Annotated in this window: 21 protein-coding genes; 9 read left to right on the plus strand and 12 right to left on the minus strand. The window is 65.7% G+C overall.

What is annotated here, in order from left to right:
- Position 1: 1 nt before the first annotated feature.
- The 4 genes from mmsB to ABZ293_RS31450 are packed head-to-tail and all read right to left on the minus strand — an operon-like array spanning position 2 to position 4654.
- Complete coding sequence (gene mmsB / locus ABZ293_RS31435) at positions 2-898, minus strand: 3-hydroxyisobutyrate dehydrogenase (RefSeq protein WP_355186566.1); 897 nt, start codon at positions 896-898, stop codon at positions 2-4.
- The gene (locus ABZ293_RS31440; RefSeq protein ID WP_355186568.1) at positions 895-1989 is read right to left on the minus strand and encodes an enoyl-CoA hydratase/isomerase family protein; all 1095 of its coding nucleotides are present in this window, start codon (positions 1987-1989) and stop codon (positions 895-897) included. Before ABZ293_RS31440 ends, mmsB begins: the two co-directional genes overlap by 4 nt.
- Positions 1986-3125 carry an acyl-CoA dehydrogenase family protein gene (locus ABZ293_RS31445; protein WP_355186570.1) on the minus strand — a complete coding sequence of 380 codons (1140 nt, stop codon included), beginning with the start codon at positions 3123-3125 and terminating at the stop codon, positions 1986-1988. The genes ABZ293_RS31440 and ABZ293_RS31445 overlap by 4 nt, the downstream gene beginning before the upstream one ends.
- Positions 3126-3154: 29 nt before the next feature.
- Complete coding sequence (locus ABZ293_RS31450; protein ID WP_355186642.1) at positions 3155-4654, minus strand: CoA-acylating methylmalonate-semialdehyde dehydrogenase; 1500 nt, start codon at positions 4652-4654, stop codon at positions 3155-3157.
- 302 nt (positions 4655-4956) lie between these two features.
- On the opposite strand from ABZ293_RS31450, the gene icmF reads away from it, so the two are divergent.
- From icmF to ABZ293_RS31470, 4 genes are all read left to right on the plus strand, one after another.
- The gene (icmF, locus tag ABZ293_RS31455) at positions 4957-8175 is read left to right on the plus strand and encodes a fused isobutyryl-CoA mutase/GTPase IcmF (RefSeq protein ID WP_355186572.1); all 3219 of its coding nucleotides are present in this window, start codon (positions 4957-4959) and stop codon (positions 8173-8175) included.
- A gap of 330 nt (positions 8176-8505) precedes the next feature.
- A complete protein-coding gene (locus ABZ293_RS31460) occupies positions 8506-9657 on the plus strand; it encodes a helix-turn-helix domain-containing protein (RefSeq protein ID WP_355186574.1) in 1152 nt (383 codons plus the stop codon).
- 159 nt (positions 9658-9816) lie between these two features.
- On the plus strand, positions 9817-10881 hold the full coding sequence (locus ABZ293_RS31465; RefSeq protein WP_355186576.1) for an amidohydrolase family protein: 1065 nt from the start codon (positions 9817-9819) through the stop codon (positions 10879-10881).
- 68 nt (positions 10882-10949) lie between these two features.
- The gene (locus ABZ293_RS31470) at positions 10950-11357 is read left to right on the plus strand and encodes a DUF3224 domain-containing protein (RefSeq protein ID WP_355186578.1); all 408 of its coding nucleotides are present in this window, start codon (positions 10950-10952) and stop codon (positions 11355-11357) included.
- On the opposite strand, the gene ABZ293_RS31475 is transcribed toward ABZ293_RS31470, so the two are convergent.
- Both ABZ293_RS31475 and ABZ293_RS31480 read right to left on the minus strand, forming a co-directional pair.
- Positions 11342-12127, minus strand: a complete 786-nt coding sequence (locus tag ABZ293_RS31475) for a helical backbone metal receptor (RefSeq protein WP_355186580.1) — start codon at positions 12125-12127, stop codon at positions 11342-11344. The genes ABZ293_RS31470 and ABZ293_RS31475 overlap by 16 nt on opposite strands.
- Positions 12124-12648, minus strand: coding sequence for a TetR/AcrR family transcriptional regulator (locus ABZ293_RS31480; protein ID WP_354953522.1), 525 nt, complete (start codon positions 12646-12648; stop codon positions 12124-12126). The genes ABZ293_RS31475 and ABZ293_RS31480 overlap by 4 nt, the downstream gene beginning before the upstream one ends.
- 73 nt (positions 12649-12721) lie before the next feature.
- Between ABZ293_RS31480 and ABZ293_RS31485 the strand changes: the two genes are divergently transcribed.
- Positions 12722-13204 (plus strand): hypothetical protein, encoded by a 483-nt coding sequence (locus ABZ293_RS31485; protein WP_355186582.1) that lies wholly within the window; start codon positions 12722-12724, stop codon positions 13202-13204.
- A 7-nt stretch (positions 13205-13211) separates the two neighbouring features.
- On the opposite strand, the gene ABZ293_RS31490 is transcribed toward ABZ293_RS31485, so the two are convergent.
- The 4 genes from ABZ293_RS31490 to ABZ293_RS31505 all read right to left on the minus strand — a co-directional run bounded on the left by ABZ293_RS31490 (position 13212) and on the right by ABZ293_RS31505 (position 19777).
- Complete coding sequence (locus tag ABZ293_RS31490) at positions 13212-13979, minus strand: SWIM zinc finger family protein (protein ID WP_355186584.1); 768 nt, start codon at positions 13977-13979, stop codon at positions 13212-13214.
- Positions 13976-16960 (minus strand): DEAD/DEAH box helicase, encoded by a 2985-nt coding sequence (locus ABZ293_RS31495; RefSeq protein ID WP_355186586.1) that lies wholly within the window; start codon positions 16958-16960, stop codon positions 13976-13978. The genes ABZ293_RS31490 and ABZ293_RS31495 overlap by 4 nt, the downstream gene beginning before the upstream one ends.
- A 198-nt stretch (positions 16961-17158) precedes the next feature.
- The gene (locus ABZ293_RS31500) at positions 17159-18394 is read right to left on the minus strand and encodes a serine hydrolase (RefSeq protein WP_355186588.1); all 1236 of its coding nucleotides are present in this window, start codon (positions 18392-18394) and stop codon (positions 17159-17161) included.
- 81 nt (positions 18395-18475) lie between these two features.
- Positions 18476-19777: a hypothetical protein gene (locus tag ABZ293_RS31505; protein WP_355186644.1), complete on the minus strand. Its 1302-nt coding sequence runs from the start codon at positions 19775-19777 to the stop codon at positions 18476-18478.
- 58 nt (positions 19778-19835) lie between these two features.
- Between ABZ293_RS31505 and ABZ293_RS31510 the strand changes: the two genes are divergently transcribed.
- Positions 19836-20387 carry a helix-turn-helix domain-containing protein gene (locus ABZ293_RS31510; protein WP_355186590.1) on the plus strand — a complete coding sequence of 184 codons (552 nt, stop codon included), beginning with the start codon at positions 19836-19838 and terminating at the stop codon, positions 20385-20387.
- Positions 20388-20621: 234 nt separating this feature from the next.
- Here the strand turns inward: ABZ293_RS31510 and ABZ293_RS31515 are convergent, their stop codons facing one another.
- Entirely contained in the window at positions 20622-20774 is a 153-nt protein-coding gene (locus tag ABZ293_RS31515; RefSeq protein ID WP_355186592.1) for a hypothetical protein, read from the minus strand.
- A complete protein-coding gene (locus ABZ293_RS31520; protein ID WP_355186594.1) occupies positions 20771-21010 on the minus strand; it encodes a hypothetical protein in 240 nt (79 codons plus the stop codon). The genes ABZ293_RS31515 and ABZ293_RS31520 overlap by 4 nt, the downstream gene beginning before the upstream one ends.
- Positions 21011-21185: 175 nt before the next feature.
- Between ABZ293_RS31520 and ABZ293_RS31525 the strand changes: the two genes are divergently transcribed.
- From ABZ293_RS31525 to ABZ293_RS31535, 3 genes are all read left to right on the plus strand, one after another.
- On the plus strand, positions 21186-22133 hold the full coding sequence (locus ABZ293_RS31525) for a helix-turn-helix transcriptional regulator (RefSeq protein ID WP_355186595.1): 948 nt from the start codon (positions 21186-21188) through the stop codon (positions 22131-22133).
- Complete coding sequence (locus ABZ293_RS31530) at positions 22130-22450, plus strand: hypothetical protein (protein WP_355186597.1); 321 nt, start codon at positions 22130-22132, stop codon at positions 22448-22450. Before ABZ293_RS31525 ends, ABZ293_RS31530 begins: the two co-directional genes overlap by 4 nt.
- 65 nt (positions 22451-22515) lie before the next feature.
- Positions 22516-22659, plus strand: coding sequence for a hypothetical protein (locus tag ABZ293_RS31535; protein ID WP_355186599.1), 144 nt, complete (start codon positions 22516-22518; stop codon positions 22657-22659).
- Positions 22660-22847: the final 188 nt, after the last annotated feature.

The raw sequence follows: 22847 nt of genomic DNA on the forward strand, positions 1-22847 counted from the left end.
TTTAGGCACCCTCTTGGTCAGAACGGTTACGGATATCGGTGACGATAGCGGAGAAGTCCCTTCCCGCCTGCGCCTGGTTGAAACGGGCGTAGATCTCGGCGGCGAGCAGTCCGAGTTGACCGTCGACACCGTTATCGCGCAGGGCGTTCGCGGCCAGACCCAGGTCCTTGGTCATCAGCGCGGTGGCGAATCCGGGCTGGTAGTCGTTATTGGCCGGGCTGGTCGGTACCGGACCGGGAACCGGACAGTAGCTGGTCAGCGCCCAACTCTGGCCGGAGGCGGTGGAGACAACGTCGAAGAAGGACTGGTGGCTCAGGCCCAGCTTCTCACCGAGGACCAGCGCCTCGGACAGGCCGATCATCGAGATGCCGAGCAGCATGTTGTTGCAGATCTTGGCGGCCTGGCCGACGCCGGAGCCGCCGCAGTGCACGACCTTGCCGCCCATCACCTGGAGTATGTCGAGCGCATCGGCGAAGTCGGCCTCGCCGCCGCCGACCATAAAGGTCAGCGTGCCAGCGGCGGCACCCGCGACACCGCCGGAGACCGGGGCGTCCAGTGCGCGATGACCTGCGTCGCTGGCGCGGACGGCCGCCGCCTTGGCGTCGGCGACATCGATGGTGGAGCAGTCGATGAACAGGGTGCCGGCGTCGGCGGCGGGCAGCAGGTCGGCGTAGACGTCGAGAACCAGCTTGCCGTTGGGCAGCATGGTAATCACGACATCGCGGCCAGCGGCGGCCGCGACGGCCGAATCCACCACGGTGGCACCGTCTTTGCGCGCCTGCTCCTGTGCGGCGGGGACCGGGTCGAAGGCGAGTACGTCATAGCCGGCCTTGACCAGGTTCGCGGCCATCGGCCCGCCCATATGGCCGAGACCGAGGAAACCGATCTTCTTCGTCACTTGCTTTCCTCCGGTGTTGTCCGGTCGCCGCGCGGGCTCCGCTGCGGCAAACCCAGTTCCCTATTGCCCAATTCGGCGAAGTACGCGTCGACCTGCGCGTCGGTGACATCGGCGAGCGTCGCGGGCGACCACTGCGGGTTGCGGTCCTTATCGATCACCTGCGCGCGAATGCCTTCGACCAGATCGTGCGAGGCCAGCGCGGCGATCGAGACCCGGTACTCCTCGTTCAGGACGGCCTCGAGGCTGGTCGCGGCGCGGGCCGCGCGCAGCGAACGCAGCGTCACCTTGAGCGCCACAGGCGATTTGGCGAGCAGTTCGGTGGCGGCCCTGGCGGCCTCCGGCGACCCGTGCGACCGCAACCGATCGACGATCTCCTCGACGGTATCGGCGCTGTAGCAGGCGTCGATCCAATCCCGCTGGGCGAGGAGTCCGGACTCCGGTGCGTCCGTGGCGAATTTGGCGATGGCGATCGCCGCGGTCTCGGTCCGCAGCGTTTCCAGCAGTGCCGGAATATCTTCCGAGGCCATGTAGTAGTCGGCGAAGCCCGCAGCAATGGCGTCACCAGCATTCATGCGCGCGGTGGTCAGTGCGACGTGCGTGCCGATCTCGCCGGGGGTGCGGGCGAGCAGGTAGGTGCCGCCGACATCGGGGATGAAGCCGATACCGACCTCGGGCATGCCGACCTTGGAGCGTTCGGTGACGATGCGGTGGCTGCCGTGACCGGAAAGTCCAACGCCGCCGCCCATCACGATGCCGTCCATGACCACGACATACGGCTTCGGATAGCGGCCGATCAACGCGTTGAGCACGTACTCGTCGCGCCAGAAGACGCCGGTAGCCGAATCCGCCGTGGTGGCACCGCTTTTCGCGTCATTGTGAATGGCGACGATATCGCCGCCCGCGCACAGCCCGCGCTCCCCCGCACCGGTGACGACGACGGTACGCACCTCGTCGTCATCCACCCAGGCCCGCAGTGCGGCGGTAATGGCAAGGGTCATCGGATGGTTCAGCGCATTGATCGCCTGTGGCCGGTTCAGTGTGATCAGACCGAGCCCGTCACGGTTATCGATAATGACTTCGGACTCGTTCATGCTGCTCCTACCACCGAGCGGGCGACGACCACCCGCATGATTTCATTGGTGCCCTCCAGAATCTGGTGCACCCGCAGATCGCGAACGATCTTCTCCACGCCGTATTCGGCCAGGTAGCCGTACCCACCGTGCAATTGCAGCGCTTTATTGGCGACCTCGAATCCGGCGTCGGTTGCGAATCGCTTTGCCATTGCGCACAATTCGACCTTGTCGTCGGCGTCCGCATCCAGCGCGGCCGCGGCCCGCCACAGCAACGTCCGCGCCGCCTCCAGCGAGGTGCGCATATCCGCGAGCTGGAATTGCAGTGCCGGATTGTCCAGCAGTCGATTGCCGAATGCCTTGCGCTCGGCCAGGTATGCCACCGACTTGTCCAGCGCAGTCTGACCGCCGCCGAGCGAGCAGGCGGCGATATTGAGCCTGCCGCCGTTGAGTCCGTTCATGGCGATGCGGAAGCCATTGCCCTCGATGCCGAGCATATTGGCGGCGGGCACCCTGGCATTGTCCAGAATCACCTGACGGGTGGGCTGCGCATTCCAGCCCATCTTCTTCTCATTGGCGCCGAAGGAAATTCCCGGGGTATCGGCCGGCACAATGAACGCCGAAATCCCGCGTGCACCAGCATCGCCGGTGCGCGCCATGATGACGTACACGTCGGTACTGCCCGCGCCGGAGATGAATTGCTTCACCCCGGTGAGCAAATAGTCGTCACCGTCGCGAACGGCCTTGGTACTCAAGGCCGCCGCATCCGATCCGACACCCGGCTCGGTGAGTGCGTAGCTGCCGAGCCATTCCATCGAGGTCAGTCGGGGCAGCCAGTGGTTGCGCTGCTCCGCATTGCCGTAGCTGTCGATCATCCACGAAACCATGTTGTGAATGGAGATATACGCCGCGATGGCCGGGCAGCCGGTGGCCAACTGCTCGAAGATGCGCACGGCGTCGAGCCTGCGCAGTCCGGAGCCACCCACATCCTCACCGATATAGATGCCACCCATACCGAGCGAGCCGGCCTTGCGCAGCACATCCACCGGAAAGTGCTTCTGCTCATCCCATTCGAGGGCGTTCGGGGCGAGATATTCGTCGGCGAAGTCGCGCGCCATCGCGGCGATGGCGCGCTCGTCGTCATCGAGTGCGAACACGATCGTCAACCTCTCGTCGGTGCGCTCGTTCAGTCCATGGTCGGAATGACGAAGTGGTTGCTGTCTTTGAGACCGGCGGGCCAGCGCTGGGTGACCGTCTTGGTCTTGGTGTAGAAGCGAATCGAATCCGGGCCGTGCTGGTTCAGATCGCCGAAACCGGAGCGCTTCCAGCCACCGAAGGTGTGATACGCGATCGGCACCGGAATCGGCACATTGATGCCGACCATGCCGACCTGCACACGGGCGGCGAAATCCCGTGCGGTGTCACCGTCGCGGGTGAAGATCGCGACACCGTTGCCGTACTCGTGCTCGTTGGGCAGGGCGAGCGCTTCGTCGTAATCCTTGGCGCGCACGATCGACAGCACCGGACCGAAGATCTCTTCCTTGTAGATCCGCATGTCCCGGGTGACCTGGTCGAAAAGCGTCGCGCCCGTGAAGTAGCCGCCCTCGCTGCCGTCCACCGCCAGGCCGCGGCCGTCGATCACCAATTCGGCGCCCTCATCGATGCCGATCTGGATGTAGTTCTCGACCCGGCCGAGCGCGTCCTTGGTGACCAGCGGCCCGAAGTCGGCACCCGCGTCGTCGGAGCGTCCGACATTCAGCTTGGCGATCCGCTCGATCAGCTTCTCGCGCAGGCGATCCGCGGTCTCGGCACCGACCGGGACGGCAACCGAGATGGCCATGCAGCGCTCGCCCGCCGAGCCGTAACCCGCGCCGATCAGCTGGTCGGCGACATCGTCGAGGTCGGCGTCGGGCATGACGATCGCGTGGTTCTTGGCGCCGCCGAAGCATTGTGCGCGTTTGCCGTTCGCGGTGGCGGTTTCGTAGATGTACTGCGCGATCGGGGTGGAGCCGACGAAGCCGACGGCCTTGACGGTCGGCGAGTGCAGGATCGCGTCGACCGCTTCCTTATCGCCATTGACCACATTGAATACGCCCGCGGGCAGACCGGCCTCGAGGAACAGCTCGGCCAGCCGCAGCGGCACCGAGGGGTCGCGCTCGGATGGCTTGAGCACGAAGGCATTTCCACATGCCAGCGCCGGACCGGCCTTCCACAGCGGGATCATGGCCGGGAAGTTGAACGGGGTGATACCCGCGACGACGCCGAGCGGCTGACGCATGGAGTAGACATCGATCCCGGTGCCCGCGCTCTCGGTGTACTCGCCCTTGAGCAGATGTGGGATACCCGCCGCGAATTCGATGACCTCGATGCCGCGCTGGATATCGCCCTTGGCATCGGCAATGGTCTTGCCGTGCTCGGAAGACAGCAGTGCCGCAAGGGAATCCATCTCGTCCTGCACCAGCGTCAGGAATTTCATCAGCACCCGCGCCCGCTTCTGCGGGTTGAAGGCAGCCCAGACCTGCTGCGCCTCGGCGGCATTCGCGATGACGGCATCGACCTCGGCCTTGGACGCCAACGGCACCCGCGCCTGCACCTCGCCGGTATTCGGATCGAAGACATCACCGAAGTTGCCCGAGCCTCCGGCGACATGCTGTCCGCCGATGTAATGAGTCAGTTCGCGAACCATGCCAGTCCTGTTCTCGTAGTCGACGCCGCGCATCGCGCGATCTACGGTCATCCTATAGTTGGATCTCCAAGTAAAATAGACGGGCAGGCGGACTGTGACCGATCCCACAGCAATCGTCGAGCGAACTATGACCGCGCACACGACGGTGAACCGAATTACCCGACAACCATGCGGCCACCGACGGCTTCCCCTTCCGAGCAACCCGCCAGGACGCGTTCACCTAGCGCTGTGACCGCCATCACCGTACGATTAGTTTGACGTCCTAGTATCGGGCGCCATACAGGATCTCCCCGGAGGACCCCGTGGCCGATAGCACCGCGCTCTACACGCCCACCCATCCCGTCCGATTCGTGACCTCGGCCGCGCTATTCGACGGGCATGATGCCGCGATCAACATCATGCGGCGGATTCTGCAGGCGCAGGGGGCCGAGGTCATTCACCTGGGGCACAATCGCGCGGTCAGCGAGGTCGTCGACGCGGTGCTCACCGAGGATGTCCAGGGCGTCGCGGTGAGTTCGTATCAGGGCGGACATGTCGAATACTTCGAATATCTCGCCGATGCGCTGAAAGAGGCAGGGGCCGAACATGTTCGGATCTTCGGCGGTGGCGGCGGGGTGATCGTCCCCGAGGAGATCGCGCGACTCGCCGAATCCGGTGTCACGATCTTCTCTCCCGAGGACGGCCAGCGACTCGGCCTGCCCGGCATGATCAATCAGCTCGTTCGCGCCTGCGATATCGATCTCGCCACGGAGCCGCCGGTGCTGGACGCGGTGCTCGCCGGTGAGCGGGCCGCACTTGCCCGTGCGATCACCTGTCTGCAGCAGGACACACTGCCGGAATCCGATCGGCAGGCCCTGGCGACGGCCGCCGCCGCGCGCACTGTGCCGGTCCTCGGTATCACCGGCACGGGCGGCTCCGGAAAGTCCTCGCTCACCGACGAATTGGTGCGCCGTCTGCGGTCGGATCAACAGGACAAATTGCGGGTCGCGATTCTCGCGGTGGATCCGACCCGGCGGCGCGGCGGCGGCGCGCTGCTCGGCGACCGCATCCGGATGAACGCCCTCGATGCCGACCATATTTTCTTCCGCTCGCTGGCCACCCGGGGCGGCCACGAATTGCCGCAGAATATCGATGCCATCGTGACCGCCTGCAAGGCCGCGGGATACGACCTGGTGATCCTGGAAACCCCAGGCATCGGCCAGGGCGACGCCGCGATCACCGACCACGTCGATGTGGCGATGTATGTGATGACACCGGAATTCGGCGCGGCCTCCCAGCTGGAGAAGATCGATATGCTGGATTTCGCGGATGTGGTGGCGATCAATAAGTTCGAACGCCGCGGCGCCGCGGACGCGCTGCGGGATGTGTCGCGCCAGCTGGTGCGCAATCGCGAGGAGTTCACGAAGTCCCCCGAGGATATGCCGGTATTCGGCACCAGCGCGGCCACCTTCAACGATGACGGGGTGACTGCGCTCTACCAACACCTCACCGGATTGCTCGCCGTGCGCGGTCTGCCCATGGAGCCCGGCGTACTTCCCAAGGTGAGTACTCGCGCCTCGACCAGATTCGCGCAGATCATTCCGCCCGCCCGGGTGCGCTATCTCGCCGAGATCGCCGAAACGGTGCGCGGCTACCACGCCGTGACCGCCGAACAAATCGTCGCGGCACAACGCTTGCAGCGCCTCGACCAGGTGGCGGCCGAACTGCCCGAGGATACCGCGGTGGCCGAGCTGGCCGAAAAGGCGCGTGCCACATTGCATGCCGATAGTGCCGCATTGCTCGCGGACTGGCCCGAACTCGCCGAATCCTATCGGGGCGAGGAGCAGGTGGTGCGGGTGCGCGATCGCGAGATCCATACCCCGCTGCGCCGGGAGACATTGTCCGGCAATTCCATTCCACGCGTCGCGCTGCCCCGATTCACCGATCACGGTGAGCTGCTGCGATTCCTGCGTTCGGAGAATTTGCCCGGCCGGTTCCCGTTCACCGCGGGCGTCTTCGCATTCAAGCGCGATAACGAGGATCCGGCGCGGATGTTCGCGGGCGAAGGCGATCCGTTTCGCACCAATCGGCGGTTCAAGGTGCTCAGCGAACATGCCGACGCGACTAGGCTTTCCACGGCCTTCGATTCGGTGACGCTCTACGGTCACGACCCCGCCGAACGCCCGGACATCTACGGCAAGGTGGGCACCTCGGGTGTTTCCATCGCCTCGCTCGACGATATGAAGGCGCTCTATGACGGCTTCGATCTGACCGCGCCGTCCACCTCGGTATCGATGACGATCAACGGCCCGGCCCCGACCATCCTGGCCTACTTCCTCAATACCGCCATCGACCAAGCGCTGGAACGCTTTTCGACCGCCGAGGGCCGCGAGCCCACCGCCGAGGAGACCAAGGACATCACCGCGCGGACCGTGGCGACAGTGCGTGGCACGGTGCAGGCCGACATTCTCAAAGAGGACCAGGGCCAGAACACCTGCATCTTCTCCACCGAATTCAGCCTGCGCATGATGGCCGATATCCAGGAGTGGTTCGTGCGCAACGGCGTTCGCAATTTCTACTCGGTCTCGATCTCCGGCTATCACATTGCCGAGGCCGGTGCGAATCCGATCAGCCAGCTGGCCTTCACCCTGGCCAATGGATTCACCTATGTCGAGGCATATCTCGCGCGCGGAATGCAGATCGACGACTTCGCGCCGAACCTGTCGTTCTTCTTCTCCAATGGCATGGATCCGGAGTATTCGGTGATCGGCCGGGTCGCCCGGCGGATCTGGGCCATTGCCATGCGAGATCGCTACGGCGCCAACGAACGTTCGCAGAAGTTGAAGTACCACGTCCAGACCTCGGGCCGCTCACTGCACGCACAGGAGATGAGCTTCAACGACATTCGCACCACCCTGCAGGCGCTCATCGCCATCTACGACAACTGCAATAGCCTGCACACCAATGCCTATGACGAGGCGGTGACCACGCCCACCGCGGAATCGGTGCGCCGTGCGCTGGCCATTCAGCTCATCATCAACCGCGAGTGGGGCGTCGCGATGAACGAGAATCCGCTCCAGGGCAGCTTTCTCTTCGATGAACTGACCGATCTCGTCGAGGAGGCCGTACTCGCCGAATTCGATCGCATCAGTGAGCGCGGCGGAGTGCTCGGCGCCATGGAGACCGGCTACCAGCGCGGCAAGATCCAAGACGAATCCATGCGGTACGAGCACCGCAAACACGATGGCTCACTGCCGATCATCGGCGTCAACACCTTCCGCAACCCGCACGGGGAACCGCATCGGGTCATCGAATTGGCGCGCGGCACGGAAGCGGAAAAGCAGTCACAGCTGAAGCGCGTGCGCGAATTCCAGAACAACCATCGCGACGCCGCACACGCCGCCCTGGCTCGCCTGGACGCGGTGGCCCGCACCGACGACAACATTTTCGAGACCCTGATGGACGCCGCCCGGGTCTGCACCCTGCAGCAGATCACCGACACCTTCTTCACCGTCGGCGGCCAATACCGCCGCAACGTGTGAAATAGGGCGGGCACTGGGGACAGCTCCCCGCCTCCAATGCAGCTCGCCCGCGACGCATTGAAGAACGAGATCTGTCGTCGGCCGCGCTAAACGGCGAATCTGGATCTCTTCCCATTCCGAAGTCGGTGATATCGGGTCTAACCATGCGAGCGCGTCCATTCCACCTCGCCTTCGTCGTGATGTCGTCGGCAAGCTCCCCACCGCCGAGAACTTCGCATCGACCCGGCGATGGGGCTGAAATAGACACTAGGCGTGGGTATTTCAGTCCGTAACCGCCTTGCCGTCCACAATCGTCTCCACCGAGGACAACGCACGGTTACCGTTGGACTCATGTACCCCGGCGGGGAGAACGTCACAGGTGAGCGGTTGCGCGCTGCGCGTGAAGTGGCGGGACTCAGTCTGTCCGCCCTCGCCGCGCGCACGCACTACTCCAAGGCGCTGCTCGGATTATTGGAGACCGGGCAGCGCCGCGTCCTACCCGCGCACGTTCGCGCCTACGCCGATGCGCTGGGGATCGGCTCAGCGCTGTTCATCGAACCGGCCGATGGCGAACGGGCGGCGGCGGAGTGGATTCATCGAGTCGCCGCGTCGGACCTGTGTGCGGACACCCTGGATCGCCTGGAACTGGCGGTGGACGACTTGGCAGCGGGCTACCCGACGACCCCGCCGGGAGAATTGCTTGTGCGCATCCGTCAGCACCTCGGCTACGCCGGACGACTCATGGACAGCCGCAAGCCCCTGGCCCAGCACCGCCGCTTGCTCGTCACGGTCGGCTGGCTGTCGCTGCTGGCCAGCACATGCCATATCGACCTGGGCGAAATCTCCGCCGCAGCGGCACGGGGACACCTGGCATGGAAGCTCGCGGACGAAGCGGGGCACCGTGAGATCGCGGCATGGTGCCTGGAAACACGAGCATGGCAGCAACTGACGGATGGGGAATTCGCGGCGGCGGCCGAACTGTCACGCGCCGCGCAATCCCTTGCCCCGGAGGACAGTTCAGCGTTCATCCAAGCCACAGCCCAAGAGGGCCGCGCATTGGCGCGGCTCGGGGACAGCAAGGCTACGTACGGGGCTTTACGCCGCGTCGCCAGGCTGGTATCCGGGCTGAGCACGCCCGACCGGCCCGAACATCATTTCCGCTACGACCCCGCGAAGTCGGATGCCTACGTGGCCACTACGCTGGCCTGGCTCGGTGATCCAGCGGCGGAGTCCTACGCCCGGCACGTTCTCGCCGATCTGGCAGGCGCAGCGACCGTCCGGCCGCGTCGAATCGCTTCGGCGAACCTGGATCTAGGGCTGGCGCTGGTCGCGGCCGACAAGCCGGACGAAGCGGCACACGTCGCGATGGCGGCGGTGGAATCCGGGCGCCTGGTGCCGTCGAACTACTGGCGCGTGTCCGAGGTTGTCATGGCGATCGAAGGCCGAGGCGCGCCTGATGCGGCCGTGGTGCGCGAAGCGTTCCGCGACACCTACCGGGCATAGCGGCGAAAGGCTTCGACGCGGCCGAACAGCGCGATATCGCCGACGCGGCGGTGCGGACATTCCTGTCCGCGTACGGGTCCCGCTGATTGCGAACGCGAGCGAATACGCGCGTGTGACAATCGCGACGTCAGGGCTTCGACACGATTGGAGACGGCGGACATGGCGCTATCGGACATCCGGATGGTCGACGCGCACATTCATCAATGGGACCCATTCGCCACGCCCCGCGAATTCAGCGCGGTCGCGAAGGTGTTCCGGGCGGTGCCGCTGCCGATCGACGTGGCCAAATGGCTGGCACCGCGTAAGGATCGCGAATTCGTCGGGGATCCGTCGGCCTACGCGGATGAATACCTGCCAGCCAACTATCGCGCGGATGCCGCTGGCCTGCCGGTCGAGACGATCGTGCACATCGAGGTCGCATGGACCGGGCCGGACAAGTCCGAGGAGACGGCATGGGTGGCCGGGCTGCCGTTCGGTGGCGACAACCCCGACCTCGGGGCGATCATCGGCAATGCCGATCCCGCGGCACCCGATTTCGCCGAACTCCTCGATGCGCACGCCGCCGCATCACCGCTGCTGCGCGGAATTCGCGCGCATGTGGCGCATCACCCCGATTCGGGTGTACGGCCGTATACGAAGATCGAAAGTGCCCTCACCACGAAGGAATTTCTGAATGGTTTCGCACTGCTGGCCGAGCGCGGGCTCACCTTCGAAGCCTGGCTGTATTCGCACGCACTACCGGATGTGACCGCATTGGCCCAGCGGTATCCCGAGGTGCCGATCGTGCTCGACCATCTCGCCACCCCCGCGGGCATTTTCGGTCCGATCGGCAAACACACCGGAACCAATCCGAGCCAGCGCCGGGAACTGTTCGTCCGCTGGCGCGACGACCTCACGGCACTCGCCGAAAACGCCAATGTGGTGGCCAAAGTCAGCGGCCTCATGATGCCGGTGCTCGGCCACCCGGTGCCACGACGCGGCACCTCGACCCCAGTTCCCGTGCTATTGGACCGAATTCGCCCGCTGTTCGACCACGCCTATGACGTCTTCGGACCCGATCGGCTGCTCTGGGGATCCAATTTCCCGGTGGACAAACCGATTACGACCATTCCCGACGGTGTCGAGATCATCAGCACCGCGATCACCGAGCACGGCGGCGGCCGCAATGAACTCGAACAGATCTTCCGAACCAACGCCCAGCGGATCTATCGAATCGAATCCTGATGATGGATGGCGCCGAGGTGACATAGCGCGAGCCTGACTTGTCGGTGGCGATCGATAGCATGTGCCGCATGAAAGCAACCGGCACCTTCTCCGTCGTCTCCTTCGTCCCCACCGACGTCGTGCCGGATCCGGCCGTCACCACCGCGCTGCCGGTCGGCATCGCCACCATCTCGAAGGAGTACGCCGGTGCGATCACCGGACGCTCCACGACCCTGTTCACCTCCGCTTTCGACCACGCGACGGGCATGGGGACCTATATCGCGATGGAGTCGTTCGAGGGCGCGCTGCACGATCGCGGGGGCAGTTTCAACTTCGCGCATTCGGCGAGCACGCGCGGCTCCGACCGCACCGACGAATTCTTCGTCATCGTCGCCAACAGCGGCACCGGCGAACTCACCGGCATCTCCGGCACCGGCGGTCTCACCGTCGATAGCGATGGTGTACACCACATCTGGTTCGATTACGAACTCGACTGATCGCCTCGGACGACGAAGGCCTCGGCGATCTGACGGGTCAATGTGTCCCGGGCCGTGGCCAGGGACGGGCCGTACCAGGTGAGGCTGCGGCCCTCGACCAAGGCGACCGGAAGGCCCGGAAAGGCTTCGGGGCCATCGGATCTGGTGAATACGTAGGGCTCGTCCGGTAGGAGGACGAGTTCGACGTCGCGGGTCAACTCGTCCTCGGCGATGTGCGGGTAGCGCCCGGGACGGTCGGCGTGCACGAGCCGGAGTCCGAGGCGCGCGGCCAGGTCACCGGTGAAGGTGTCGTGACCGACCACCATCCAGGGATTGCGCCAGATCGGGATCACCGCGTTGCGCGGCGGCTCGGCAGGTGGTGCAGCCCAGGATGATTCGGCTTCGACGAGCCAGTCCGGCACCTGGCCGGCCAATGCTTCGGAGAACAGTCGGCGCAGCGAGGCGAACCCTTCCGCCAAGGTCTCGATCTTGGTGACCCACACCGGTATATCCGCACCGCGCAGCCGTTCGACATCGATGCGCCGGTTCTCTTCCTGATTGCACAGCACCAAATCCGGCCGGAGCTCGATAATTCGGCGCACATTCGGGTTCTTGGTGCCGCGCACCCGCTCAACGTCCAACTCGGCGGGATGTGTGCACCAATCCGTCGCCGCAACAAGGATTTCCGGACGACTCACCGCGACGGCTTCGGTCAAGGAAGGCACCAGCGACACCACTCGTCGAACCGGACGACCGATCGCAACGGCTGCGCCGAGATCGTCGACGGTCATGACAGGACCCGACGGCAGAGGACGCGCAGCCGTTCGGGTGGCACGGTCGGCAGCACATTGCCCGCGCCGAGTACCAGCAGGTAGAGGATCTGCGCCGTCTCCTCGGCCGCATCCTCGGCGTACCCGCAGTCCATGAGCAGGGTGCGCAGGACATCGAGCCGGGTGCTGTCCACACGTTCCTTCGCCGCCGCGGCGATCGGATCGTCCAGCGCCCAGGCGCGCACGGCCACCTCGATACTGGCGGGCTCGTCATCCTCGAGTACCAGATCGATGAGCAGTTCGAGCCGACCGCGCGGATCGAGGTCGGCCGCCTCGATCTCGCGCAGATACCGCGTGGTGTGCTGTTCCTCGAAGTAGCCGAGCAGCGCGGATTTGTAGCCGGGCATACCCGAAAAGTGGTGGTAGAACGATCCGGTGCTGAGCCCGGTCGCCGCGACCAGCTTGTCGATCGTGAGTCCGGTCGGCCCGGCTGTGCCGAGGATCACCAGCCCTGATTCCAGCCATGAAGTCTTGCCTGCCACGCTCGCCAGCCTATAACATAATTTTTGTTCTGTTCTGGAACACCCCATAATTTCCGCGTTTACGGAGGTCGCGATGACCGCGATGACCACATCGTCCGCACCCAGCGCCAGCACATCCGCCCGCTGGGCGGCACCCGTTCAGATCACAGGTGCCGCACTCGTCGGGCTGATCGGAGCGGCACACCTGCTCGTCGTGCACGCCTTCAATGGCGATGACTCCGCTGGCGAAGAGATGATCAACGAACTGTCCAGGAGCACGACGACCGCGCTGTTCGACGGGGGCAGGCAGATCAGCGTCTTCGATCTCAATACCGGTTACAGCGTCGGAATGGGCCTGTTCGGACTGCTTTTCGGGCTACTGGTGATCAGCGCGGTCCGGGCCGCGCCGCAGTTGATCGCCCGCTGGTCGTTGTTCAATGCCATCTGCGTGGCGATGGCCGGTGGCCTCTGCTGGATTGCGGCGCTCTACTTTCCCGAACCGGTGATCGCGGTATCCGCGCTCGCGACACTGTGTTTCGCCGCCGTACTGGTGGCCGGGCCCGTCGAACGGCGCTGAAGCACGGTCAGCGCTCCAGCGCGTGATAGAGCGCGCGCAGATCGCGCAGCCCGGCCGCGGCCATCGGCTCGTCCTCGGCGATCATCCGCAGCGCCCGACGCAGCAGCATCGGATCCAGATCGTCTATGGCGGGACGGAATTCGACCTTCGGCAGATCGGGCAGTTGGGTCCGATCGCCGTAGGGATCGTCGGATACCGCCGGGCGCGTATCGCGTTCGATGCCGACGATGAGCGTATCCAGGTCGAGGCCGCGCAGGGTGAGGATTTCGCGGGGACGCTCGTCGAGACGTTCGGCGAGCAGATAGCAGACCGCCGCCACATGCTTGCACGGCCAGCCGGGATCCGGGCAGGTGCAGGAGAAGTCCAGGTCCGCGGCCGTCGTCGGGAGCAGATGTTCGCCGAGGCTCATCGGCAAAGCGCCGGAGGCGATTTCGGCGAGCACGCCCGGCGCGGTCCGGATGGTTTCGACGAGCAGTTCCAGTTCCTCGTCGCGCAGCGGCCGAATGGCGAAGACAGCGGTGAACGGGCGCGGCTGACTCCCCTGTACTTCCGCGGTGACCGCGCCCGGTTCGATCCGGTAGCTCACCACCTGCCCCGCCCGGGCGTAGGTGCGGCCGCGGGCCAGCCGACCGGGTTCGGCCATTGCCTCGACCGCCTCGATGAGCGCCTTACCCCACCAGGTGCGCCCGAATCCGCCACGGCGGCTGCGCGCTTCCACCCCGCCCTTGACCGGACGGCGCTTGCCGTACTTGCTGTAGTCCTCGAAGGGGCTCAATCGCCGACCGCCTCGGCGCCGAGGGCGAAGAGCTGGTGCAGTTCGTCGGTACTCAATTCGGTGATCCAGTTCTCGCCGGCGCCGATGGCCAGATCGGCGAGTTGACGTTTGCCGCTGATCATTTCGTCGATCTTCTCCTCGATGGTGTCGACGCAGATCAGCTTGCGAACCTGCACATTGCGCTGCTGACCGATCCGGAAGGCCCGGTCGGTGGCCTGGTTCTCGACCGCCGGATTCCACCAGCGATCCAGGTGCACAACATGATTGGCGGCGGTGAGATTCAGTCCGGTGCCACCGGCCTTGAGCGATAGCAACATCAGCGGCGGGCCGCCCGGCTCCTGGAATCGCTCGACCATGGTGTCGCGCTGCTTCTTGGGCACCCCGCCGTGCAGGAAGGCAATCGCGGTGCCGAAGCGCTCGATGAGATATGGCGTGATGAGATCACCGAATTCCCGGAACTGGGTGAACAGCAATGCCTTCTCGCCGTCCGCGAGCACCGCATCGAGGACATCCTCCACCAGCGCGAGCTTGCCGGAACGGTGGCGGCCCCGGTGCAGTACGCCCGAACCATCGCCGAGGAAATGCGCGGGATGGTTGCAGACCTGCTTGAGCCGGGTCAGCGCGCCGAGCACGGCACCCTTGCGCGCCATCCCCTTCGCATCCTTCAGTTTGGCCAACATGTCGTCGACCACCGCCTGGTACAGCGCCGCCTGCTCAACGGTCAGGTTGGCGCGCACCGTCATCTCCAGCTTCTCCGGCAGATCGCTGATGACGGTGGGATCGGTCTTGACCCGGCGCAGCACGAACGGCTGGGTGATGGTGCGCAGCCTGCTGATCGCGTTCTCGTCCCGATCGCGTTCGATCGGCACGGCGAAGCGGGCACGGAAGGTCTGTGCGCTGCCGAGCACCTTCGGCATCGTGAAATCCAGAATCGAGCGCAACTCCTCCAACCGGTTCTCCACCGGAGTTCCGGTGAGCGCCAACCGATGTCGCGTGGGCAGTGCGCGGGCCGCCTTCGCCTGCCTGGTCCCCGCGTTCTTGATGTGCTGCGCCTCGTCGAGCACCACGCGGTCCCATTGCTGGCGGGCCAATTCGACCGCGTCCCTTGCCAAGAGCGAGTAGGTGGTGATCACCAGATCCGCATCGGCGACGGCTTCGTCGAGTTCGTCGCCGACCCGCCGCCCCGCGCCGTGATGCACCAGTACACGCAGGTCCGGCGCGAACCGCTCGGCTTCGCGCTGCCAGTTGCCCACCACCGACATCGGGCACACCAGCAGTGTCGGCCCCGGTGCACCATCGTCAGGTCGGATGCGGCCCTCGATCCGTCCGGCTCCGCCGCGCCGCGCCGCGCCGCGCGAAATGATTTCCGCCGCAACGTATTGCGCGGCACCCCCAGATTCGTTGGGCGCGACCGGTGGCGCGGTGTGTACCTCTTGGCCGGTGCGGGCGGCGTCTTCGGTCAGCGAGCGGCTGGTCTCGCGTTCGTGCACCAGCAGGGCCAGCACCTGCACCGTTTTGCCCAGCCCCATATCGTCGGCGAGAATTCCGCCGACGCCATAGCGGCTCATGGTGGCGAGCCATGCCAAGCCACGTTCCTGATACGGCCGCAGTTGCGCTTTGAGGCCGACCGGCGGGGTGACCGGTTCGAGATCGCGGGTCCGGTCCAAAAGGTCCGCGGCCCAGCCGGTCGCGGTGACCTCGGTAATCGGCACCTTCTCGACATGGCCGGTGACGAGTTCGCCGACCAGATCGGCGAAGGTGATTTCGGAGTCGTCGAGATGGGCGGCGACATAGCGGGCGGCCGCGGCGAGCACCTTGTGGTCGGCCTGCACCCATTCGCCGCGCAACTGCACCAGATCCGATTTCGAGCGGATCAGCCTGGCCATCTCGGCCTTGGTCAGCACGGTATCGCCGAGCGCGAGTTCCCAACGGTAGGAGACGAGTCCGCGCATGCCGACGGTGCTCTCCGCGGCGGGGACGGCGCTGTCCACCCGCAGCCGCATGGTCGGCGCGGTGATATTCCAGGCCCGCGGCAGCAGCAGCCGGACACCGGCCGCCTGCAACGCATGCGCACCGTGCTCGACCAGATCCGCGACCACCTCGGTCGGCAGCAGCAGATCCATCGACTGCGGATCGTTCGGCAGGTCGCGCAGTCGCGGATAGGCCCGCGTCGCCTGCCCCAGCTTCTCGATCGCCGTCCGGACCAGCACCGGATCACCCAGCAGCGGAACCGGATTCGGCGCCTCACCATCGGCGCGCAGACAGACCTGCAGTCGCCACAGCGCCACCGAATCATCGGCGTCGGCATCCGCCGCACCGAAGGCGATATCGCCCTCCGGCTCCAGCAGACGCAGCACCAACTCCGGCTCATCCCCGGTCAGACTCGCCCGCCAGCGTTCCAATACCTCGGCCAGCTGATAGCTGCCGCCGTCGACGGCGACATCACCTATAAGCGCGGCCACCAGCGGATGCACCGACGGCGGCGGATCCATCAGCTCCCTGGCGATCGGATCGGCGAGCTCGGTGACCATATCCTCGAGCAGCACGGCGGGCTTCCCCGCGACGCGCAGCGCGGGCGGCATCGCCACTGCCAACTCCGCCAGCCACGCGCGCTGCCGCTCCCCGCCGACCAATCGCCATCGCACCCACCACTGCCCGTCATCCCGGCGCAGCTCCGGTGCCACCCGCCCGGCCCGCACCCACCGCTCGACCCCGTGCGCCACATGCGCGAGAAACCGCAGATCCCCCGAAACCGCCTCGACGGGCAGCCGCTGGCGCAATGCCGCCGCGGCCGCAGCGGGCACCATCGCATGCGCCCGCACCTGCTCGGTCTCCGCATCCACCCCGTTGGCCAGCACCTGCGCCCGATGCCGGAACTTCGATGCCGCCAGCACCGCACCCAGCGGATCGGGCAGCGCGACAACCGGGGCCTCCTGCCACAGCAGCAACCCCGATCCCGGCGACCACAGACCGTGCAGCATCACCCCATCCAATCAGGTGCCTCCGACAGCGATCGGACGGCGGCCAGGCCGGTCTCCCAGATTTCTGGACAGAACCGGAACATATTGGCATATCCGCTGGTCACGGGGCCTATATCGAGGCCAGAGAGTGTTAGGCGGCGCCGATGACGAGGGCGCTGCGGGGTGGTTTCGAAGACGTCGGCCGATGTGCAGGCATGCTCACCGTGCGTGCGCCAGCAGGTGGAATGCGCCGCGGATGACGGACTGGCCGGCAAGTGTCACCGACAGTGTGTCGAGGGTGGTGTGTGGGTCGGAGACCATAAGACTTGTCGCCAGGGTTCGGTCGTCGGTGGTGCGGGCCAGGTAGTGCAGGGTGACCACGCCTGGTTCGCTGCCACCCTTGTACCAGACCGTGGGGAATTGTCTGGTGTCGAGGTTGAGTCCCTCGTCTTTCTGCGATAGGGCGTGGCCGATTTCGGGTTGGTCGAACTGCGCGAGTCCGGCGAAGGCGTGGCAGATATCGGTCGGGGCGGCGAACCATTCGATCTGGTCGATGTGTTTCGGCTCGGGCCAGGTCTCCTGCAGGTCCGGGAGGGGCCGGTACTCCAACTGTTCCAACGCGGCGACTCGGTCATGGGGTGACAGCGCCAGGTAGCGCTGCGCGCAGGTCGTGTCGCTGTTTCCCTTGAGCTGGAAGAATGCCTTGGTTGTCAGGAACGGGGTATTCGTGTCGGGTTGCCGATGACCGAACAGCCTCAGCTGGCGTTCCACTGCGTCCCGGCCCAGCTGGTGGATCAGATGGTCGGTGGCGGTGTTGTCGCTGATCGAGATCATCAGTTCGGCATATTCGGCCAACGAGGCGGTGGCGCCTGCTGGACGGTTCTGCATGGTGCCCGACGGCAGGCTTTTCCAGTCATCCCTGATCGCCAATCGCTCGTCCCATCCGACGCGTCCTTCGGCGACCGCGCGGGCGAGGGCTCCCAAGACATAGAGCTTGAACGCCGAACCGATCGGGCGCAGCGTGTCGGGGTTGAGGCCGTGCACGATCCGGCAGTGGTCGTCCGGTTCGATTTCCGCTGCTGCGAAGGACACTCGCCGGCCGAGCCGGGCGAGCTGCGTATCGATCTCGGCCCACGATGCTGGTGGCGGAACGTCGGTGGTCAGGCGCACTTCTTCGATCAACCCGGCCGTGTTCGTGCGAACCGTGACGAGATAGTTGCCAGTGTCACCGTGCACCGCGGCTTGGACGAAGTCCGGTCGTGCCGCGACGATTTCACCGACGACGAGCCGGCCGATCCGCATCAGGGCGGCATTGAATCCGTCCGCCCCGCTGCTGGCGTCCAGCAGGCCGGATGCCAGATGGTCCCGAATCTCCTGGTCCGGCAGGGGACTTCGGGTCGACGCTGACACTATCCAGTCCAGTTGTGCTGTGGCGGTGGGTGCGCTCTCGATCATTGCGCTGACCTTTCGGTGATGTCGTTGCTGTGAGCCGATTTCGCTCGTCCGCGGTATACGGCTGTTGTTCGCGAATCCGCCCTACCGCTTGTAGCTCGACAGAAATCGGGCCAGCGGTCCGGGCTTGGTACCGGGAAGAACCCAGTCGGCGATGTCGGCGACCACGGCAGGGTCGAGGTGGTGCGGCCGTTGGTAGTCGGCGGGTGTGGAACGTCCGGAACCGGAGAAGAACATGTGGTCGTCGGCGTCGTGAACGCGGATCGTGACGCCGGGCCGGTGGGCCAGTCCCGCCCGCCAGCGGGGCAGGTCCTCGTCGACGGTCACCTGGTAGTCGCGGCCGCCCTGGATGACGAGAACCGGCTTGTCCAGCTCTGCGGCGGTCGCGACCGGGTCGTAGTCGCGCAGATCCAGCCAGTACGAGGCCGGCCAACCGAACAGCAGCTCCGTGGCCGGGGTCGCGGGTGACAAGTTCACACTCTCCACGAGCGCGGCTTGGCGCGTGATCGACTCGACCGCGCCCGCCATGTCCTGGCCGGAGTCGAGCGCGGCCAGATAGTGAACGGTTCGGACGGCGGCGCGGGGCAGCGGCAGCGTGTCACCGGCCAGGATCACGATGCCGGCAACGGACGGTTCGGCCGCCGCGACCCGCGGAGCGGCCTTCCCGCCGCCGCTGTGGCCGACGACGAACACCCGCGCCGGGTCCACATCCGGATGCTGTTGCAACACACCGACTGCGGCTATCGCATGCGGTAGGTACTCCTCGACCATGGTGAACCCGGGTTCGACCGCCACCTGGCCGTGCACATAGTTCACCTTGTCGAACCGCAGCACCGCCACGCCACGGCTGGCCAGGCCCCATGCCAAGTCTTTGAACGGCTTGTTCGGTCCCGTGGTCAAATCCCGGTCGGTGGGCCCAGACGCCAGCAACACCACACCCGGGCGCAGGCCACGTCCCCGGGGCACGGTCAGCGTGCCCGGCACGGCCAGCCCCCCGGATCCGACCGTGACCTCCTGCTCGGTGAATTTGCGCGGCGCGGCGTAGCGGGGCGGTGTCCACGCCGACGTGATCGGCGGGGCGAGCCGGAAACCGTGCAGCCTGCCGGTGTCGTCGACCGAGACGACGACCGTAAGCCCGCCACGCTCGCAGGTCACCGGGACGCTCATCTTGATCAGACCGGCTCCGATCGGCTCGCCCAGCGCCGCGCCCACCGTGCGGACCGCCCCGATTTTGGCGATCTCGCCACGCCACGCCACCTCTACCGTCTCGGCGGACACCGCCGCCCGCAGCCGAGGCGCGAACATGTCCTCGATCTCGGCGAACCGCTGCGTACGCGCGAGTTCGACCACGGCCGCGGCAATCGCGGCCGGATTGACATCCACCATCACATCCGTACCTTTCTCGCTTTTTGAGAAAGGTATCATGATGTGAGATCGTTAGGTAGTGGATGCATTCGAACTACTGGCACACCCGGTGCGACTGCGGATCGTGCATGCGATGCGCGGTGGGCAGATCCGCACCACAGCACAGCTGTGCGCCCGCCTTCCCGACGTATCGAAAGCGATGGTCTACCGGCACGTCGACCTGCTCGCCGACGCCGGAATCCTGGAAGTCGCCGAGGAGCGGCGGGTACGCGGCGCGGTGGAGCGCCACTATCGGCTGCGCCAGGACCGGGCGAGCGTCGATGCCGAGGCTGCCGCGGCACTGTCGCCCGAGGACCACCGACGCATCTTCGCCACCTCGCTGGCAGTACTGATCGCCGAGTTCAACGCCTACCTCGACCGGGAAAACCCCGACCCGGTAACCGATCTCGTCGGATACCGGCAGCACGCCGTCTGGCTCAGCCGACCGGAACTGGAACAGATGATCACCGAGCTACGCCAGGTGATCTTGCCCCGGCTGGCCAACCAGCCGACCCCCGACCGCGGGCAGTACCTGCTCAGCCCGATCTTCTTCCCCATCGAACCACCATCAGCCGACCCTGAAACCAAATGAGGCGAGCGGAAATCGACCTCTGCGGATCTGCAGAGCCTCGCTTGTCGCTCCTGCCGCGACAAACCTCGAACCCACCAGCGAACGAGATGCGCCGAACGAGCACGGTTGCCGCATAGCGCGCGGAGTGGTCCTCTCGGTAACAAACGATTCTCAGCGGCGAACCCCAGGCTCGCTGAAAATGACTCGTCCGGAACCGAATTCGGTAGCGGCGAAAATGTTCTGACCTCGGATCGCTCAGCGTTCCTGATCTTCGTCCTCGATACGTGCTCGGATCGCCTGCACCGTGCGGTCCTTCGGGATGCGCTCAGGCCAGCAGGTCACCGCGACGATCACGACCAAGGGCAGCCCGATCACAACGACATACCCGAGCACGATCCATCCGCTCATCGAATCTCGCTGTCCACGACCGACAGCGGCTCTACGGCGATCGTCGCGCACATCGCCACGGCAATCGCCGAAATCACGTCGGTGTCAGGTTCGGCGAACTCGACTTCCCATCCGTCGCTATCGACCAGTGACCATGACCCGTCCTCGCGCTGGAGATAGCTGTACCCCTCGTCGCCGTCCGGAGCCATCGCCAGCTTCCTGGCGTCTTCGTCATCGAATCGCGCGGGGAGTTCCATCTCCCGTCCCCCTTCAGCCGTCGTTGGTGGTGAGCACCCACCGCCGGGGTGCCGTTGAGGGCACGGCATCGACCCGGCGGCGGGGCTGAAAAACACGCTAGGCGTGCGACTTTCGGGAATGGAGTACTTCGGCGTCCACAGGCGTCTACAGCACAAAGCGCGTTAGGCTGGTCTTATGGAACCCGGTGCGCTGATGCGCGCCGCTCGCGAGGCGGCGGGTATCTCGCTGCGCGCTATGGCCGAGCGGAGCTACTACAGCCGGGCGTATCTGTCACTCATCGAGACCGGCCAGCGCCCGGTGCCTGCCGGTGTCGTCGCTGCCTACGAAAGGGTGCTGGGCGCGGACTTGGAGCGGCTGACGGCGGTGGCGCGAGCGCCAGCCAGCGTCGACCCCGTCGCCCTGTCCGACGTGGCAGTAATGCTGGCGGCTACGCGCCGAATCGAGGACGCGGCAGGGGCTTTGACGGTTCTACCGGCCGTGCGGGGCATGGCCGAGATGGCCGAGGCCTTTGCCGGTGAGGCACGTGCAGGACGGAGCGACGCGGCGTGCCTCGCGTCGGAGATCACGCAGTATCGGGGATGGCTGGAGCACGCGATCGGAGCCGACTCTGCCGCCCGGCGAAGCCTCGGCACGGCAGCGAGCCTGGCGAAGGAGTCCCGCGACCCGGACCGGATTGCGCACAGCCTGGGCTTTCTAGGCTACGTGACGGTCAGCGCGGGGAATTACGACGAAGTCCTCGCACTGTCGGACGCCGCGCTGGCGGTACGAGACGCGCACCCCGTCATCACGGCCTACGGACGGATGCGACGAGCCGAGCTATTGGCCGCGCACGGAGAGACGCGCCAAGCACAACGCGCGCTGGCTCTGGCCGACGCTGCGGCGGAAGCGGCGGACGGCATCGAGGCCCCCGCGTCGATGTACTGGTGGAGTACTGGATTCGGAGCTGTGCAGCGTGGCGGCGTTCTGGCGCTGCTGGGGTACACAGGCGAAGCAATCGAGGAAGCGACACACGGGCTGGCCGCGATGCCAGCCGAGCATCGCAGGTCCGAATGGTTGGCATCAGCGCTACGCCGCGTCGACCCGGACATGAGCGCGGGCGATTCGGTCGCATCGCAAACATGACACATGGTGGTGGCGACACCGCTGGTCTGTCGCTGATCGAGTCCGGCAAACGTGCTGTGCCCGCCGCTGTCATCGCCGCGTACGAGTCCGCGTTGGGCGAATCGGCAGATGGCGAGCGGGCTGGCGCGGAGTGGATTCGGCGCGTGGCCGCGTCGGATGTCGGTGGTGACACCCTCGACCGCCTCGAACTGGCTGTCGATGATCTGGCGTCGGCGTACTCGACCAGTCCGCCCGGTGAGCTGCTGAACGATATCCGGCAGCATCTCGGCTATGCCGCACGCTTGTCCGGCCGCGCCGAATCGCGACGGCGAACATAGATCTGGGCTTGGCCCTGGTAGCGGCCGATAAGCCGGACGAGGCGGCTGATGTCACGCTTAGGGCCGTGATTTCCGGCCGCCTGGTCCCGTCGAAGTTCTGGCGCGTCGCCGAGGTGGTGTCGGGAATCGAAGGCCGAGACGCACCGGATGCGGCAACCGTCCGCGACGCGTTTCGCGACACCTACCCGGCGAAATCGAGCGCTTCCTGACCGACGGCGCATCGCGGATCTGAACACCTGACGGCAGCGACATCGCTGGTCGACGATAGTTTCCGGGATACCGAGCCAGACAGATATAGATTGGACACAGCGATACCGGCTGGACACGAAACAGTCTCTGACCTCGGCTAGATGGACTGATCGCTACCACTCGGACAAAATTCGGAGAATACTGGTAT

The sequence above is a fragment of the Nocardia sp. NPDC005998 genome, assembly GCF_040614395.1.
Lineage (GTDB): Bacteria > Actinomycetota > Actinomycetes > Mycobacteriales > Mycobacteriaceae > Nocardia.